Here is a 17,681-nt window from a genome sequence, read left to right on the forward strand (position 1 = left end):
ATAGGTTCGAGGTGGAAGCATGGTGACATGTGGAGCTGACGAATACTAATAGATCGAGGACTTAACCATATAATATGTAGCAATGTTATCTAGTTTTGAAGGAATATATATTTAAAATTCCTTTTGACATTCTGAAAAGAATGTGTATAATGATAAAAGTCTGGTAATGATGGCAGAGAGGTCACACCCGTTCCCATACCGAACACGGAAGTTAAGCTCTCTAGCGCCGATGGTAGTTGGGACCTTGTCCCTGTGAGAGTAGGACGTTGCCAGGCTTTATTGTTCCGCAGTAGCTCAGCGGTAGAGCTATCGGCTGTTAACCGATCGGTCGTAGGTTCGATTCCTACCTGCGGAGCCATTATGCTTCCATAGCTCAGCTGGTAGAGTACTTCCATGGTAAGGAAGAGGTCACCGGTTCAAGCCCGGTTGGAAGCTTGGAAAAGTTTTTAAATTTTTGGCCCGTTGGTCAAGTGGTTAAGACACCGCCCTTTCACGGCGGTAACACGGGTTCGAATCCCGTACGGGTCACCACTTTGGAGGATTAGCTCAGCTGGGAGAGCACCTGCCTTACAAGCAGGGGGTCGGCGGTTCGATCCCGTCATCCTCCACCATATGAATTTTATATAAATAGTATTATCGCGGGGTGGAGCAGCACGGTAGCTCGTCGGGCTCATAACCCGAAGGTCGCAGGTTCAAATCCTGTCCCCGCAACCAAATGGTCCCGTGGTGTAGTGGTTAACATGCCTGCCTGTCACGCAGGAGATCGCCGGTTCGACCCCGGTCGGGACCGCCATTTTAATAAGGCTCGGTAGCTCAGTCGGTAGAGCAGAGGACTGAAAATCCTCGTGTCGGCGGTTCGATTCCGTCCCGAGCCACCATTTATTTTAATAAAATACGCCGGCTTAGCTCAATTGGTAGAGCAACTGACTTGTAATCAGTAGGTTGGGGGTTCAAGTCCTCTAGCCGGCACCATGTAAGTTTCGGAGGGGTAGCGAAGTGGCTAAACGCGGCGGACTGTAAATCCGCTCCTTCGGGTTCGGCAGTTCGAATCTGCCCCCCTCCACCATTTACATAGGGGCATAGTTTAAAGGTAGAACTGAGGTCTCCAAAACCTCCAGTGTGGGTTCGATTCCTACTGCCCCTGCCAAATATATTTACACAACATGGCGGTTGTGGCGAAGTGGTTAACGCACCGGATTGTGGCTCCGGCATTCGTGGGTTCGATTCCCATCAGTCGCCCCATTTTTATTTTTAAAATTACAAATAATTTAATTGATACTTACATATAATTAAGTAAGAATTCGATGGGCTATAGCCAAGCGGTAAGGCAACGGACTTTGACTCCGTCATGCGCTGGTTCGAATCCAGCTAGCCCAGCCATTTTTGCGGAAGTAGTTCAGTGGTAGAATACAACCTTGCCAAGGTTGGGGTCGCGGGTTCGAATCCCGTCTTCCGCTCCAATGAAATTTAATATGGCGGCATAGCCAAGTGGTAAGGCAGAGGTCTGCAAAACCTTTATCACCGGTTCAAATCCGGTTGCCGCCTTTTCTTTTGTGCCGATGTGGCGGAATTGGCAGACGCGCACGACTCAAAATCGTGTTCCTTCGGGAGTGTCGGTTCGACCCCGACCATCGGTATCATGAACGTCGTAAAAAAACTCTATACAATTAGTATAGAGTTTTTTTTGTTTTCTTTTCATTACATGACAAAATAAGCACAAAAAGTGTACGGTGAGTAAACTGCGAAACATTAAAAGGATAAAAACAAACATTCAATTTTATCCTTTTAATTGCGGTATTCTATAATATTCCCTTCGAGCACTCTAGAGAGAATTTCTCCACCCCGGTGACATGAAGTTAAATCCGACACCACCAGTAGATATTAGTACATGATCAGCTGTTAATTTCGTAATTTCTAAAAACTTCTTTTCAAACTTTTCTCTGTTGTATTTGTACATAGTTGAGTGGCACGACCACATGTGCGTTGAAGTACTCAACCAGTCCCCTAATTCCTTCAATTCAGGAAACGCCTCAAATTGGATTGGTTCATCTAATTTCATGAATCTTACTTGATAGATAGTTGGGTTTAACTTCTCTCCTATTCCTTTAAAAGCATGTGATTTTTTCTCATTTGAATGTGTCATAATTCTCCCTCCACCTTTTCTTCAAATTTTTCCCTATTTTTATTGTACAGCAATAGAAAGTAATTATGGGAATATTATGGAAATCGGTATCGGCAATATAAAAAGACTCTAACAGAAATGTTAGAGTCTTTTTTGTTAAATTATATTATGTGATGCTAAAATTCGTAATAAACTTAGGAATTCATGTATAATATAACTTGTCGAAAGAACAAAATGATAGTGATTTATATTATGTCTGTAATATGAATCAAAAATGAACTTTTTATATTTCTTTTAAAAATGTGTTGAACACACATTATATTTCATATTAATATTTTTATGTAGATTTAAAACGAGAAAGAGAGTGGAAAGTATGGGCCGTAAATGGAACAATATTAAAGATAAAAAAGCATCGAAAGATGCAAATACAAGCCGTATATACGCGAAATTTGGACGTGAAATTTATGTGGCGGCAAAACAAGGAGAGCCAGATCCAGAATCAAACCAAGCGCTTAGAGTCGTATTAGAACGTGCGAAAACATACAATGTACCAAGAACAATTATTGATCGTGCAGTTGAAAAGGCAAAAGGCGGTTCAGAGGAAAATTATGACGAGCTTCGTTATGAAGGATTTGGACCAAATGGAGCTATGGTTATTGTAGATACACTTACAAATAACGTAAACCGTACTGCAGCAGATGTACGAGCTGCATTTAGCAAAAACAGTGGTAACATGGGTGTAAACGGTTCTGTAGCTTACATGTTTGATGCGACAGCTGTTATCGGCCTTGAAGGTAAAACATCAGATGAAGTTCTTGAAATTTTAATGGAAGCAGATGTTGATGCACGTGACATTCTAGAAGAAGAAGATTCTGTTATCGTGTATGCTGAACCTGATCAATTCCATTCAGTACAATCTGCACTTAAAGGTGCTGGTGTTGAAGAATTTACAGTTGCAGAATTAACAATGCTTGCACAAAGTGATGTTACACTTCCCGAAGATGCTCAAGTACAATTTGAGAAAATGGTTGATGCATTAGAAGATTTAGAAGATGTGCAACAAGTTTACCACAACGTAGACTTAGGAGAATAATACGATAGAAGCCCTGTCCGTTTAACGGATAGAGGCTTTTTTTATGAAGTTAATTAAGTTGATGAATTAGTAAAGGTATTTTGTTGTAGACAGGGAATATGCTTATAGGGATATATGAAATAATCATTATTTCTAGGAGGTTTAATATGGAACATAAAACACCAAAGCATATCGTTGCTGTAGCAGGTTATTTAACAAATGAAAAAGATGAAGTGTTATTAGCTAAAGTACATTGGCGATCGGATACGTGGGAGTTGCCAGGAGGACAGGTGGAAGAAGGAGAAGCGCTCGATCAAGCAGTTTGTAGGGAAATGTTTGAGGAAACCGGTTTAACTGTGAAGCCGGTTGGAGTTACAGGTGTTTACTATAATGCTTCTATGCATATTTTAGCTGTTGTTTTTAAAGTGGCATATGTGAGCGGTGAAATAAAAATTCAACCTGAAGAAATACAAGAGGCTAAATTTGTTGCTTTAAATGAAGAGAATATAGATGAGTATATAACGCGTCCTCATATGAAATCCAGAACGCTTGATGCGATGAGAGCAACACATTATATTCCGTACGAAACGTGGGAAGTACAGCCGTATAGTTTAATAGGAAGATTGTAAAGAAAAGAGTGACTGATTTGAGATACATTCAAATCACTACTCTTTTTTTGTATACTGTTTAAGAAAAAGGTCAAAATAATAATAGCGCTAGTATTGATTTGTAGAACGTTTGTTCTGTATAATGGATTTATCCCGCTATTTGCCGGGCAGCTCAATTGGTGAGGGCTAATAATCAGTGGGGATGAACAAAACCTCCACTGATTAAAGTTTCACTTTATATGTTATATACATTTAGATTACTAGATAGTTAAAAGTACATATATTTGTAGATGATATAATTAAAGTGTAAAGTGAAAATATAATAGTCTTAAGGGTTACTCTCTTATTGGTTATTCGTACTTTAACATACCTATATTCAATATTTCAGATGAATAGTAGATAAAAAAAGACTGTGATACAATACTTTTTTATCCGACTATTTGCTGGGCAGTAAGCCTGATTGATGAGGGCTTATTAAAGTTTCACTTTATACCTTACAATGATGTAAGGTACGTGTAAGAGAAATCGATGGGATATTTTTTTACAACAATGTATTCTTAAAGTAAGAGTTATATGCTGTGTGGAAAAGAGGTGTTCAAGATGAAAGAACGAGTATTATCTAGGGTGAACTATCATCAAAAAGTTGCATTAAATCCAATGACTAAACTTTTTTATAAAGCCATTATATTATTATTATTGTTAAGTTGTACGTTATTATTCATTGGAAATGTAATGATTGAGCAAAGTGATATTAGTAAATTACATGTGCCGGCTAAGTTAGAGGTACCAGAATCATTAACACATGCATTTATTGCGACAGAAGATAAAAGATTTTATCATCATAACGGTTTAGATTATATAGCAATTATTAGGGCCTCTGTTGAGAATATAAAAGCTGGTGGTGTCGTACAAGGAGGAAGCACGATTACACAGCAGCTATCTAAAAATGCTTTTTTAACGAATGAACGTACATTTTCTCGTAAGTGGAAAGAGATTTTTTATACGAAAAAAATTGAACGTACATTTACGAAGGATGAAATTTTAAAATTATATGTAAGTAACATTTATTATGGAGAAGGAGCATGGGGAATTGAAAAAGCAGCAAACCTTTACTTCGGTAAAAAGGTGAACCAATTAACGTTGGCTGAAAGTGCAATGATGGCTGCTGTAGTAAAAGCACCTGCTTATTACTCACCTGCCCAAAATTATGATAAAGCAGTAGAGAGACGAAATGTCGTTTTGAGACTAATGGAGAAAGAAGGCTATATAAGCCATGATGAGTATGTTCAAGCAGTTAGTGAGAAATTGGTAATTCGTCATGATATAAAAATAGAGCAGTCGATGTTAAATAGCGCGCGTAAAAAAGCAGTAAGTTAAGAGAAGTTCCTACAGAGGAGCTTCTTTTTTTGAATAAATTGTGACAAATTGTGACACAATATCGTCACAATTATTGTGTTTTTGTAATTTATGTGAGCGTGTTCATTGCGTGACGTATATAAGTGTTGATATTATGTGTATTGTGTACAATGCTGTATACAGAATATGAATTTAAAGAGGAATGTATATGAAATCAAATAAACTCATGGCTCTTGGTATAGTTTTTTCTATCGCAGTATTGATTGTAATTGGAACAATTGCGTATAGCATCATAAATGACAAAAAAGATAAAGGGAATGAGATGTTTGCTTATTCCACGCAACAATCTTTAGGGAAAGATGATGCTCCAGTTAAGGTAGTTGAATTTGGAGACTTCAAATGTCCTGCTTGTCGTACTTGGGATGTAACAGTATTACCTCGATTAAAAGAAGAGTATATTGATAAAGGCAAAGTGCAGTTATATTTTATTAACTTCCCATTTATCGGAAAAGACTCGGATTTAGGTGCAGCAGCTGGTGAAGCAATTTATAAACAAGATAAAGATTCATTCTGGATTTTCTATGATGAGATTTATCAAAATCAAAAGAAAGATACGGAAGAATGGATTACAGAAGATTTGCTTCTTAGCATTGTGAAAGAGAAACTTCCAAAAGTTGATGTAGAGCAATTTAAGAAAGATTTACACAGTAAAGAAATTACAGAAAAAGTACGTAAAGATTCAGATCGTGCTCAAAAATTAAAAGTTCAAGGTGCTCCTTCAGTATATGTAAACGGAAATCTTGCAAACCCTGATTTCGATAGTATGAAGAAGGCCATTGATAAAGAATTGAAAAAGTGATGAGGTCTCTCATCACTTTTTCGACTTTTTTCGATAAAATTCTTGCCTCTATTTTTTTAACATGCTATACTATTTTACATAAGTTATTCTAATATCTTATATGTAATTTATATTTGCGGGTGTAGTTTAGTGGTAAAACAAGAGCCTTCCAAGCTCTGGTCGAGAGTTCGATTCTCTTCACCCGCTCCAAATTTTATTAAATGTTTTTCTATAAATTGTGATCAACGCAGTGTTTCGTTTCCGAGATAAACGAGGCATTGCGTTTTTTAATGTTTGAAAAATATAATTACATGCGAAAATAGAAGTAAATAATAGTATTCCAAAAGTGAATTACTAACCAATAAAGTCGTTACATAAGGGATGATGGATTCATCTGAGGAGGCGATTAAGAGTGGATTTTGAACAATTAAAGCAAGATGTAATTGCGTATAGTAAAACAATTGGCATAGATAAAATAGGCTTTGCGAGTGCTTCTCCTTTTGAGGAATTAAAGCAGCGCTTAATCCAGCAACAACAATTAAATTATCAATCTGGATTTGAAGAGCCTGATATAGAGAAGAGAACGAATCCGCAACTTTTATTACCGGGTGCTAAATCAATTATTGCGATTGCTTTAGCATATCCTTCAAAATTAAAAAATGCACCATTAAGTAAGCGTGGAGAACGCCGTGGAATTTTTTGCCGTGCTTCTTGGGGACAAGATTATCATCTTGTTTTACGAGATCGTTTGCAAAAATTAGAAGCATATTTAATTGAAAAACTTCCGGATATAGAAGTGAAGTCCATGGTTGATACAGGTGAATTAAGTGATCGAGCTGTATCAGAGCGTGCAGGCATTGGCTGGAGTGGGAAAAACTGTGCTATTATTACACCTGAATTCGGTTCGTACGTATACTTAGGGGAAATGATTACAAATGTTCCATTCCCGCCAGATAAGCCGATAGAAGATCAATGCGGGGGCTGTACGAAATGTATCGATATTTGTCCTACAGGTGCTTTAATACAGGGGGGACAGTTAGATTCGAAGAAGTGTATTGCGTTTTTAACACAGACGAAAGGATTCCTACCTGAAGAATATCGCGATAAAATAGGAAATCGTATATATGGATGTGATACGTGTCAGACTGTTTGCCCGAAAAACAAAGGAATGGATTTTCATAATCATCCTGAGATGGAGCCGGACCCTGAGCTAGTTAAACCATTATTAACGCCACTTTTAACAATTAGTAATCGTGATTTTAAAGAGAAATATGGGATTATGTCAGGGTCATGGAGAGGGAAAAAGCCACTGCAAAGAAATGCGATTTTAGCATTAGCACATTTTAAAGAAGCATCGGCAATTCCTGATTTAATTGGTGTTATGAAAGATGACCCAAGACCGGTATTGCGCGGAACGGCAGCATGGGCACTTGGGAAAATTGGGGGAGATGGAGTAGGCGAAGCGATTGAGAAAGCGATGGAACGTGAGAAAGATGAAGAAGTACTTCATGAAATGAAGCGCGGGCTTGAATTGTTAGCACAGAAAAAAGAGTAGATAATATTTCCCTTTTTCATATTGTAATATGGGAGGGAAACGAAATGGCTGTAAAAATGAATATTGAAAAGCAAGTACAACAGTTTTTAGCATATATCACAGAGAAACGAACAGACGTGGATGGTATTGCTGAGGATTTACTACAAATGGCACAGAGAAAGAAACAATTGTTTCAAAGGCGTAGTGCACATATAGTGAAAGCAACTGCGGATGTTTCTTTCATTAGACAATTAAATAGTAATGACCATCAAGAAATTGATTATCAAATACATTTTAAATATTTAATTAAGCATAAAGAATTATTTTATATTGAAGAGGAACAATTAAAACGAAGAGTTTGTTTAAATAATAGTCGGATTATAGGCGATTATGATATTGAAGTGTCAGAAGAAATTAGAATGGGTGAGACATTAGAAAGGGAAATTACGAAAGAGAAGTACGGTTCTTATCAGTATAATCGTTTAGAGGCAGTGAAATATGCAGAGCGTTGGTGGGATGACCGAAATCCTATGTATCGTAATTTCCCTGATAATTGTACGAATTTTATTTCTCAATGTCTTCATACTGGAGAAGTACCTATGAACGGATATCCTAATATTCGTAAAGGATGGTGGCAAAGGGAGAATCAGTGGAGTTGGAGCTGGGCTGTTGCACATTCTTTTTATTGGTATTTGTCAGGTGCTACAACAGGACTTCGAGCAGAGGCGGTAGAGAGGCCAGAAGAACTTATTCTTGGAGATGTTATTGCTTATGATTTCGAGGATGACGGAAGATGGAATCATACGACGATTGTAGTAGCAAAAGATGCAGATGGTATGCCGCTTGTAAATGCACATTCAGCGAATAGCCGTCGACGTTATTGGAACTATGAAGACTCTAGTAAATATACACCACAAATGAAATATAAATTCTTTCATATTATTAATGGGTAGAGATTTTTCGCTCAAGTGGTATAATACGTAGTAGACAAAAAACAGAGGTGAATATCGCGTGGGAGTACATGTTGTTTTATATCAGCCAGAAATTCCAGCAAATACAGGGAATATTGCTCGTACTTGTGCAGCAACTGGAACAGAATTACATTTGATTAGACCGCTTGGATTTTCAACGGATGATAAAATGTTAAAGCGTGCCGGATTAGATTATTGGCAGCACGTGAAAATTACGTATTATGATTCAATTGAAGAATTTTATGAAAAAAATAAAGATGGTGAATTCTTCTATTTAACGAAGTATGGCGAAAAAGCTCATACAGCGTTTGACTATAGCAAGCGCGAGAAGGATTACTATTTTGTATTTGGAAGAGAAACAAACGGCTTACCAGCTAATGTAATCGAAGAAAACTTTGATCATTGTTTACGTATTCCAATGACAGATAAAGTACGTTCATTAAATTTATCTAATACAGCAGCAATTTTAATTTATGAAGCGTTCCGTCAACAAAATTACCCTGGATTAGATTTAGAAATCGTTTATTAAAAGTCGCCATATGGCGACTTTTTTTTATAAAATAAAAATAATATGTAATCATACATTTAAAAGAGAGGACATAATCATATAGAATGGGATATATGATTAAAAATAGATAAGACGGGTTGAGATAAATATGAAGGAAGAATATAGTAATCAAAATACCTTTTTAAGTATGATAGATATGGATTTAATTAGACAAGGATTATTACATGCTATTCAAGATTTAGTATTTATTTTGAAAGTTATTGATGATGAAACGTTTAAATATATGTATGTGAATAGAATAGGAATGGATTATGCTAGGTTAAGCGAAGAGTGCTATGGAAAAACTTTTGCAGAAGTATTACCAAAAGATATAGCGGGGATATTGCAAAGGCAATATGAAAAAGTAGTGAGAGAAGCGAAAGCACACACATTTTGTGATGTAGTCAAATTACAAAAAGGTGAGATACATTATGAATCTTCACTTAATCCTGTCTGCGATGAAGAAGGAATATGTCAATTTGTTATTTGTATTACAAGAGATATTACAGCTCAAATTGAGGAGAAGACAGAGATAGAGGAAAAACAAATGTTATTTAAGTCGTTACTAGAATATAATAATGACTCAATTATATCTATAGATTCTATAGGGAGAGTTACATATGCAAACCCGGCAACGTATGAAATATTTGGATACCGGTATGAAGAGTTAAATAATAAATTTATTTTTGAATTCATTAATAAAGAATATGAAAAAGACTTTCAAATTCTATTTAAAGGAGCTCTGCAGGGAAGAGCAAAACAAATTGTTTCAAAGAAATATGTTCATAAAGAAGGGTACGAGCTATATATTTCTTTGAGAACTATCCCGATTATTGTGAACGGTGAAATTGTTGGAGTTTATATTGTTACGAGAGATGTTACAAGGCAAGTATTAAACGAAATGCGAACAGAATATTTAGCCTACTATGACCAGTTAACGGGATTAATGAATAGAATTTCATGTACAAATAAGTTAAATACTTTTTTAAAAGAGAGTATAAATTTTGCGCTTGTATTTATAGATTTAGATGAGTTTCATCGTATTAATGATACATTTGGTCATAAAGAGGGAGATAAAGTATTACAAAAAGTTACAGAATGTTTAAGCAATCTAAAAATAGAAGGTATGCACTTATTTAGAGAACACGATGATCAATTTGTTATGTTAATAGAAAATATAACGAAAGAATGTGTAGAGGAAATTGCAAAAGGCATACTGAAAAATATTAGTGAATATTTTGTAATCGAGGAAGAAGATGTATATTTAAGTGCGTCAATTGGAATTGTAATGGCTCCAGCAGATGGAGAAGATGAAAAAATACTATTTCAGAGGGTCGATGCTGCTTTAGAAAAAGCAAAAGAAAAAGGAAAAGGACATTATCATTTTTATTGTAGTGGATTAGACTGTGAGCGTGAACAAAGGTTTATAATAGAAAACCAGTTACATCGTGCTATAGAAAAAAATGAGTTTTTCTTATATTATCAGCCACAAATTAATATTGAAACGAAAAAAATAGCTAGTATGGAAGCTTTAATAAGGTGGGAGAATAAGGAATTAGGATTTGTTTCTCCAAATCAATTTATTCCGTTGGCAGAAAGAACAGGATTTATTATTAAGCTCGATGAATGGGTAGTAAATCAAGTGTGTCAGCAACTGCGCGAATGGTTAAATAAAGGATATGAAGTGGTCCCAATTGCAGTTAATATTTCAGCTAGACACTTTCGCTCTATTACATTAATAGAGATGATTACACGGGCTTTAAATAAGTACAATGTACCAGCTTATTTATTAGCGATAGAGGTTACAGAAGGAGCTCTTATACATAAAGATATATCGAAGAGAGTGTTACTACAATTAAAAGAACAAAATTTAAAGATTCATTTAGATGATTTTGGAACAGGCTATTCATCTTTAAGTTACTTGAAAACATATCCAATTGATACTTTAAAAATTGATCGTTCTTTTATGGAAGGTATACATATAGATGAACGTGATACGAATATTACAGCTGCAATTATTCATTTAGCTCATACTTTAGAACTGAATGTAATTGCAGAGGGAGTAGAAAAAAAGGAGCAAATACAGTTTTTGAAAGAAAAGAATGTGAAGCTTGTACAAGGTTATTATTATAGTCGACCATTATCCAAATATGATATGGAAAATATGTATTATAAATAATGTATAAAAAAATGATGTGCTAAAAGCACATCATTTTTTATGTGTACCTGGTTTGTCATTGTAACCAGATGTAAAAATAGCTGTAAGAAATGTGAGTGATACACCTAAAATTAATAATAATTTCATACTAATATCCTCCTTACTTTTTTCGGTTCACGAGTTCTATTTATTACCCAAAATGTATGTAAGGTTCTTAGAAGAAAAGAATTTATTTATAATGAATAGCAGTGTGAAAACGTTAATACCTATATTATACAGAATTTTCTTTGAATTTTGGAGAGAATTTTAGCGTGCTATTATATATTTCGTTTTGATTTAAAGAATGTTTAAGGACATCCTAGCATACCTTTTATAATAATCCGATTGAACAAGGAGATGGGGGAGGAGCTATAATGGATATTCTAAAAAAGATTGAACAGCATCGAGCAGCAGAAGAACGGTTACAATGGGAAGGTACGTTTGCGGAGTATTTGGAGCTTGTGAAAGAAAGACCATGGGTGGCTCAAACAGCACACTCTCGCATTTACAATATGATAAAAGATGCTGGAATTGAAGAAGTTGATGGTAGAAGAAAGTATAACTTCTTTAGTAATCAGCTCTTTGGATTAGAGGATGCTCTAGAACGTCTTGTAGAGGAATATTTTCATCCATCCGCAAAACGATTAGATGTTAGAAAAAGAATTTTATTATTAATGGGTCCTGTTAGTGGAGGGAAATCAACGTTAGTTACGATGTTGAAACGAGGATTAGAAACATATTCACGAACAGATCGTGGAGCAATTTTTGCAATTAAAGGATGCCCAATGCATGAGGATCCACTGCATTTAATTCCACATCATTTACGAGATGATTTCTTTGATGAGTATGGGGTTAGAATTGAAGGGAATTTATCACCACTAAATGTCATGCGTTTAGAGCAAGAATACGGATCAAGAATTGAGGATGTAGTTGTAGAGCGTATTTTCTTCTCTGAAGATCGCCGTACAGGGATTGGTACATTTAGCCCGTCTGATCCAAAATCACAGGATATTGCAGATTTAACAGGTAGTCTGGACTTTTCTACGATTGCAGAATATGGTTCAGAATCAGACCCGCGTGCGTATCGATTTGATGGAGAATTAAATAAGGCGAACCGAGGAATGATGGAGTTCCAAGAGATGTTAAAATGTGATGAGAAGTTTTTATGGCACTTATTATCGCTTACGCAAGAAGGGAATTTCAAAGCGGGAAGATTTGCGCTTATTTCAGCAGATGAATTAATTGTAGCGCATACGAATGAAACAGAGTATCGCTCATTTATAGCAAATAAGAAAAATGAGGCATTGCACTCAAGAATTATTGTAATGCCAGTTCCTTATAATTTACGAGTAAGTGAAGAAGAACATATTTATGAAAAAATGATTCGTGAAAGTGATGTGTCGAATGTTCACATTGCACCACACACACTTCGCGTTGCAGCAATGTTCACTATTTTAACTCGTTTAAAAGATCCGAAGCGTCCGGATATTGATTTAATTAAAAAGATGCGTTTGTATGATGGAGAAACGGTAGAAGGTTATAATGCGATTGATGTAGAGGAGCTACAACGAGAATATCAAGATGAAGGTATGAAGGGTATTGATCCTCGTTATGTCATTAACCGAATTTCGTCTACAATCATTCGAAAAGAGGTACCATCTATTAACGCGTTAGATGTACTTAGATCTTTAAAAGATGGGCTGGATCAGCATCCATCGATTAGTAATGAAGACCGTGAACGTTATATGAATTTCATCTCATTAGCGAGAAAAGAATACGATGAAATCGCAAAGAAAGAAGTACAAAAGGCGTTTGTTTATTCATATGAAGAATCGGCTAAGACACTTATGGATAATTATTTAGATAACGTCGAGGCGTACTGCAATAAATCGAAATTACGTGATCCGTTAACAGGAGAAGAAATGAGTCCAGATGAAAAATTAATGCGCTCAATTGAAGAGCAAATTGGGATTTCAGAAAATGCTAAGAAAGCGTTCCGTGAAGAGATTTTAATTCGCATTTCTGCTTATGCCCGTAAAGGAAAACGCTTTGATTATAATTCACATGAACGTCTTCGTGAAGCGATTCAGAAAAAACTATTTGCTGATTTAAAAGATATAGTGAAAATTACAACATCAACGAAAACGCCAGACGAAAATCAGCTTAAGAAAATCAATGATGTTGTTGCGCGTTTAATTGATGAGCATGGCTATAATTCTTCTTCAGCAAATGAATTATTACGCTATGTAGGTAGCTTGTTAAACCGATAGTTTGATAACAAAACGCTGTCTCTTGTATTTTGCGGGACAGCGTTTTATTATCCGTTCATATGTGTATAAAGTGTCATACCTTGTCCAAATGTAATAAATTAAGATGCAATTTCATGAATTTATTGTCAATTATTTTTACAATATGCATATGATAGAGTAACCAACCATTCATACGAAAAAAGCCAACACAATACAATATGTTGCAAAGTAAAAATGTGTGCAACAATGCATTGTGTTTCTTTCTTATCAGTGGCTGAATATTTCTTTCTATTATGTGAGTGGCAAAATTTTGTTTAGGATGCTCGGGTATTGTATGAAAAACGTTATAAATGTTTATGGGATGATTTTCTGTGGGCAGTTACCTTTCAAATATTCTAGCTTGCACAGTACAGAACAAAATTTATAGATTGCTGTTCATAAAGGAAGACAATTACAGTAAGGAGGGAAAGGAATGGGCGAAGAAAATCAACCAAATTATACGATTTCACAGGAAAACTGGTCCCTCCATCGCAAAGGATATGACGACCAACAACGCCATCAAGAAAAAGTACAAGAGGCAATTAAGAATAATTTACCCGATCTTGTAACAGAAGAAAGTATAGTTATGTCTAATGGCAAAGATGTTGTAAAAATACCAATTCGTTCTCTAGATGAATATAAGATTAGATACAATTATGATAAAAATAAACATGTTGGGCAAGGAAACGGTGACAGTAAAGTTGGTGATGTCGTTGCGAGAGATGGATCAGGTGGTCAAAAACAAAAAGGGCCAGGAAAAGGGCAAGGAGCAGGAGATGCAGCTGGGGAAGATTACTATGAAGCTGAAGTCTCTATTTTAGAATTAGAGCAGGCGTTTTTCAGAGAGTTAGAGCTGCCTAATTTAAAGAGAAAAGAAATAGATGAAAATCGGATTGAACATGTTGAATTTAATGACATTAGAAAAACAGGATTATGGGGAAATATCGATAAGAAACGAACAATGATATCTGCATATAAACGAAATGCGATGCGTGGTAAAGCATCTTTCCATCCAATTCATCAAGAAGACTTAAAGTTCCGCACTTGGAATGAAGTATTAAAGCCAGATTCAAAGGCTGTTGTGTTAGCGATGATGGATACGAGTGGATCGATGGGAATGTGGGAGAAGTATATGGCACGTAGCTTCTTTTTCTGGATGACAAGATTTTTACGAACAAAGTATGAAACAGTTGATATTGAATTTATTGCTCACCATACAGAAGCGAAAGTCGTCACAGAAGAAGAATTTTTCTCAAAAGGAGAAAGTGGCGGAACAATATGTTCTTCCGTATATAAAAAGGCATTAGAACTGATTGATAATAAATATTCACCAGACCGCTATAATATTTATCCATTCCATTTTTCAGATGGTGATAATTTAACATCAGATAACGCTAGGTGTGTAAAGCTTGTGGAAGAATTAATGAAGAAATGTAATATGTTTGGATATGGGGAAGTGAATCAGTATAATCGCCATAGTACACTCATGTCAGCCTATAAAAATATTAAAGATGAAAACTTTAGATACTATATTTTAAAGCAAAAAGCAGACGTATTTCATGCGATGAAAAGCTTTTTTAGAGAAGAATCAGGTGAGAAAATGGCATAACCTCTTTTAAAGAGGTTCTTTTTTTGTAAACTTTTTATTTTTTTAGTTGACAATGATAATGAAAATCATTATCATTTATTCGAGAAATGATTACATTTCGAATTATATATTTTGGAGGAGATGTAAAGTTGAAACAAAATAAAAGAAAACGTATAAATGCAATGATTATAGCGGCGGCGTTATCACTTCCGTTTGCTGTTTATTCAACACCTGCTTTAGCGGCAGTGGCAATTGAGGCGAATAAAACGGGACAAGGTTTAGAAGATGGTACATATGATGCTGTTATTAAAGCGTATAAAGATAAAACGAATGAAGAGTCTATGGCAGCTGTTTATATAAAGGATCCGAAATTAACAATTGAGAATGGAAAGAAAATTGTAACAGCAACGTTAAGTGATAGTGATTTCTTCCAATACTTGAAAACAGAGGATATTCATACGCCAGGTGTGTTTCATGATGTAAAGGTCCTATCAGAAGACAAAAAGAAAAATGGGACGAAGGTTATTCAATTTGAAGTTGGAGAATTAGGAAAAACATACAATATGCAAATGCATATTTATATTCCAACGATGGCCTATGATAATAAATATCAAGTGCAGTTTGAAGTAAATGCTATAAATTTAGAAAACAATGTTTCAGAAAAACAAAAGGAAAATAAAGAGGAGCAACAAGATGAAAACGGAAATGTAATATTAGATAAGCAATTACAAAAATATATTAATAAATATAACTTAGATAGAGATAATGTAGATGCGCCAATCACAAAGAAAGATTTATTACAAATTAAAACATTATCCATTTATTCAGGTAAAGGGATAAATGAAATAGCTGGTTTAGAGTATATGACAAATTTAGAGAAGTTGACGTTACGAGAGTCTAATGTAACAGATATATCAGCTATCTCGAAATTGAGAAGTTTGAAGTACGTTGATTTAACTTCTAATTCAATTGAAAGTATTCATCCAATTGGGCAATTAGAGAATATTAATATGCTTTTTTTAAGAGATAATAAAATTTCTGATCTTACACCATTAAGTAAAATGAAAAAAATCAAAACATTAGATTTAATCGGTAATAACATTAAAGATATCCAGCCATTATTTACATTATCAACTATGAAACAATTATACTTAGCAAATAATCAAATCAGTGATCTTAATGGAATTGATCGATTAAATAATGTGGAACTATTATGGATAGGGAACAATAAAATTAATAATGTTGAATCTATTAGTAAAATGAGTAATCTTATTGAACTAGAAATTGCTGATAGTGAAATAAAAGATATATCACCATTATCTCAATTAGGAAATTTACAAGTGCTGAATTTAGAAGAGAATTATATCTCTGATATATCGCCGTTGAGCACTTTAACAAATTTACATGAGATAAATCTTGGAGCAAATGAAATTTCTGACGTAAGGCCTGTTGAGGAATTAGGTAAGCGAATTTCAATTGACATTCAAAGACAAAAAATCTTTTTAAATGAAGCAAGCGTAGATGAGGAATTAAAAATCCCAGTATACAACCTTAAGGGAGAACCACTTCAAAATATTAATGTAAAAAGTGAGGGGGCTACTCTGAATAACGGATTTATAAAATGGAATAGTCCTGGAGAAAAAATATATGAATTTAAACTAGATACTAATTCTACTGAAAGTAAAATAAGATTTAATGGTACGGTTATACAGAATATAGTTGAAAAACAAAAAGAACGTGCAAATGTAATTCTCGATAAAACTTTACAACAACATATTAATAAAGAGAATTTAGGTAGAGAGAACTTAAACGCTCCTATCACAAAAGAAGATTTATTACAGGTTAAAAAATTAGAGATACTTAAAGAAAAAGGAAATGAGATAAAAGATATAACAGGTTTAGAGTACATGACGAACTTAGAAAACCTTACTTTAGAAGGAGTAGGCCTGAAAAATATTGATTTCATCTCAAACTTGAAACGATTGAATAATGTGAATGTATCTCATAATCAAATTGAAGATATAACACCGCTATCTTCATTGAAAAATTTACAGTGGTTAAATCTTACTGAGAATCGTATTACAGATGTAACGGTTCTTGGCTCAATGTTAGACTTACTTAGTTTAAAATTAGCTGAAAATGAGATTCGTGATGTAAGGCCATTAATACAATTAGGTCAGTGGGTAACAATTGATGTTAGAAGGCAAAAGGTCATTTTGGATGATGCAGAAATAAATAAAGAAGTGAAAATACCTGTATATGATTTAGAGGGAGAGCCAATTGAAAAGATTACACTAAAGAGTGAAGGTGGAACTCTTACTGATGAGGGAATCATTTGGCGTACTTTAGGAGAAAAAATATATGAATTTGATTTAGATGCAGATCATTATGAGACTGGCATATTATATAGTGGCATTGTAATGCAGAATATAGTAGAAAAATTAATACCAAAAGAAGAAGTGAAAGAACCAACAAAGGAAGTGGAAGAGTCAAAAGAAGAAGTGAAAGAACCAACAAAGGAAGTGGAAGAGTCAAAAGAAGAAGTGAAAGAACCAACAAA

11 protein-coding genes, 16 tRNA genes, 1 rRNA gene and 1 pseudogene are annotated in these 17,681 nt (G+C 34.8%); 28 read left to right on the forward strand and 1 reads right to left on the reverse strand.

What is annotated here, in order from left to right; genetic code table 11:
• The first annotated feature begins 159 nt into the window (after positions 1 to 159).
• From rrf to DOS87_RS02860, 16 genes are all read left to right on the forward strand, one after another.
• Positions 160 to 275: ribosomal RNA gene (rrf, locus tag DOS87_RS02785) — 5S ribosomal RNA — on the forward strand.
• 8 nt (positions 276 to 283) lie between these two features.
• Positions 284 to 358, forward strand: a tRNA-Asn gene (locus DOS87_RS02790).
• A gap of 4 nt (positions 359 to 362) precedes the next feature.
• Positions 363 to 435, forward strand: a tRNA-Thr gene (locus DOS87_RS02795).
• 21 nt (positions 436 to 456) lie between these two features.
• Positions 457 to 531: transfer RNA gene (locus tag DOS87_RS02800), tRNA-Glu, on the forward strand.
• A gap of 4 nt (positions 532 to 535) precedes the next feature.
• A tRNA-Val gene (locus tag DOS87_RS02805) sits at positions 536 to 611 on the forward strand.
• 26 nt (positions 612 to 637) lie between these two features.
• A tRNA-Met gene (locus DOS87_RS02810) sits at positions 638 to 714 on the forward strand.
• A 3-nt stretch (positions 715 to 717) separates the two neighbouring features.
• Positions 718 to 793 (forward strand) — tRNA-Asp (locus tag DOS87_RS02815).
• A 9-nt stretch (positions 794 to 802) separates the two neighbouring features.
• Positions 803 to 878, forward strand: a tRNA-Phe gene (locus DOS87_RS02820).
• A gap of 18 nt (positions 879 to 896) precedes the next feature.
• Positions 897 to 972 (forward strand) — tRNA-Thr (locus tag DOS87_RS02825).
• 10 nt (positions 973 to 982) lie between these two features.
• Positions 983 to 1,066: transfer RNA gene (locus tag DOS87_RS02830), tRNA-Tyr, on the forward strand.
• A gap of 7 nt (positions 1,067 to 1,073) precedes the next feature.
• A tRNA-Trp gene (locus tag DOS87_RS02835) sits at positions 1,074 to 1,147 on the forward strand.
• Positions 1,148 to 1,166: 19 nt separating this feature from the next.
• Positions 1,167 to 1,242, forward strand: a tRNA-His gene (locus DOS87_RS02840).
• A gap of 63 nt (positions 1,243 to 1,305) precedes the next feature.
• Positions 1,306 to 1,380 (forward strand) — tRNA-Gln (locus tag DOS87_RS02845).
• A 5-nt stretch (positions 1,381 to 1,385) separates the two neighbouring features.
• Positions 1,386 to 1,460, forward strand: a tRNA-Gly gene (locus tag DOS87_RS02850).
• A 14-nt stretch (positions 1,461 to 1,474) separates the two neighbouring features.
• Positions 1,475 to 1,545 (forward strand) — tRNA-Cys (locus DOS87_RS02855).
• 10 nt (positions 1,546 to 1,555) lie between these two features.
• Positions 1,556 to 1,637, forward strand: a tRNA-Leu gene (locus DOS87_RS02860).
• Between the two features lie 185 nt (positions 1,638 to 1,822).
• On the opposite strand, the gene DOS87_RS02865 is transcribed toward DOS87_RS02860, so the two are convergent.
• Positions 1,823 to 2,143 carry a DUF3884 family protein gene (locus DOS87_RS02865; RefSeq protein ID WP_000149824.1) on the reverse strand — a complete coding sequence of 107 codons (321 nt, stop codon included), beginning with the start codon at positions 2,141 to 2,143 and terminating at the stop codon, positions 1,823 to 1,825.
• Between the two features lie 352 nt (positions 2,144 to 2,495).
• On the opposite strand from DOS87_RS02865, the gene DOS87_RS02870 reads away from it, so the two are divergent.
• The 12 genes and pseudogenes from DOS87_RS02870 to DOS87_RS02925 form a co-directional block, all read left to right on the forward strand.
• Positions 2,496 to 3,215, forward strand: coding sequence for a YebC/PmpR family DNA-binding transcriptional regulator (locus DOS87_RS02870; protein WP_000532954.1), 720 nt, complete (start codon positions 2,496 to 2,498; stop codon positions 3,213 to 3,215).
• A gap of 146 nt (positions 3,216 to 3,361) precedes the next feature.
• On the forward strand, positions 3,362 to 3,823 hold the full coding sequence (locus DOS87_RS02875; protein ID WP_000400451.1) for an NUDIX hydrolase: 462 nt from the start codon (positions 3,362 to 3,364) through the stop codon (positions 3,821 to 3,823).
• A 579-nt stretch (positions 3,824 to 4,402) separates the two neighbouring features.
• On the forward strand, positions 4,403 to 5,179 hold the full coding sequence (locus tag DOS87_RS02880) for a transglycosylase domain-containing protein (protein WP_000664718.1): 777 nt from the start codon (positions 4,403 to 4,405) through the stop codon (positions 5,177 to 5,179).
• Positions 5,180 to 5,366: 187 nt separating this feature from the next.
• Positions 5,367 to 6,017 (forward strand): DsbA family protein, encoded by a 651-nt coding sequence (locus DOS87_RS02885; RefSeq protein ID WP_000841308.1) that lies wholly within the window; start codon positions 5,367 to 5,369, stop codon positions 6,015 to 6,017.
• 115 nt (positions 6,018 to 6,132) lie between these two features.
• Positions 6,133 to 6,206, forward strand: a tRNA-Gly gene (locus DOS87_RS02890).
• A gap of 202 nt (positions 6,207 to 6,408) precedes the next feature.
• On the forward strand, positions 6,409 to 7,551 hold the full coding sequence (queG, locus tag DOS87_RS02895) for a tRNA epoxyqueuosine(34) reductase QueG (protein WP_000345208.1): 1,143 nt from the start codon (positions 6,409 to 6,411) through the stop codon (positions 7,549 to 7,551).
• Between the two features lie 44 nt (positions 7,552 to 7,595).
• The gene (locus DOS87_RS02900) at positions 7,596 to 8,483 is read left to right on the forward strand and encodes an amidase domain-containing protein (RefSeq protein WP_000279323.1); all 888 of its coding nucleotides are present in this window, start codon (positions 7,596 to 7,598) and stop codon (positions 8,481 to 8,483) included.
• 58 nt (positions 8,484 to 8,541) lie between these two features.
• Positions 8,542 to 9,030, forward strand: coding sequence for a tRNA (uridine(34)/cytosine(34)/5-carboxymethylaminomethyluridine(34)-2'-O)-methyltransferase TrmL (gene trmL / locus DOS87_RS02905; RefSeq protein WP_000538147.1), 489 nt, complete (start codon positions 8,542 to 8,544; stop codon positions 9,028 to 9,030).
• Between the two features lie 127 nt (positions 9,031 to 9,157).
• Positions 9,158 to 11,227: a sensor domain-containing protein gene (locus DOS87_RS02910; protein ID WP_000657163.1), complete on the forward strand. Its 2,070-nt coding sequence runs from the start codon at positions 9,158 to 9,160 to the stop codon at positions 11,225 to 11,227.
• 392 nt (positions 11,228 to 11,619) lie between these two features.
• Positions 11,620 to 13,515: a PrkA family serine protein kinase gene (locus DOS87_RS02915; protein WP_000353273.1), complete on the forward strand. Its 1,896-nt coding sequence runs from the start codon at positions 11,620 to 11,622 to the stop codon at positions 13,513 to 13,515.
• Between the two features lie 451 nt (positions 13,516 to 13,966).
• On the forward strand, positions 13,967 to 15,142 hold the full coding sequence (gene yhbH / locus DOS87_RS02920; protein WP_000503516.1) for a sporulation protein YhbH: 1,176 nt from the start codon (positions 13,967 to 13,969) through the stop codon (positions 15,140 to 15,142).
• A 167-nt stretch (positions 15,143 to 15,309) separates the two neighbouring features.
• Positions 15,310 to 17,681 (forward strand): annotated as a pseudogene (locus DOS87_RS02925) (leucine-rich repeat domain-containing protein); the annotation flags it as partial.

Source organism: Bacillus sp. CR71, from assembly GCF_003429245.1.
Taxonomy (GTDB): domain Bacteria; phylum Bacillota; class Bacilli; order Bacillales; family Bacillaceae_G; genus Bacillus_A; species Bacillus_A thuringiensis_S.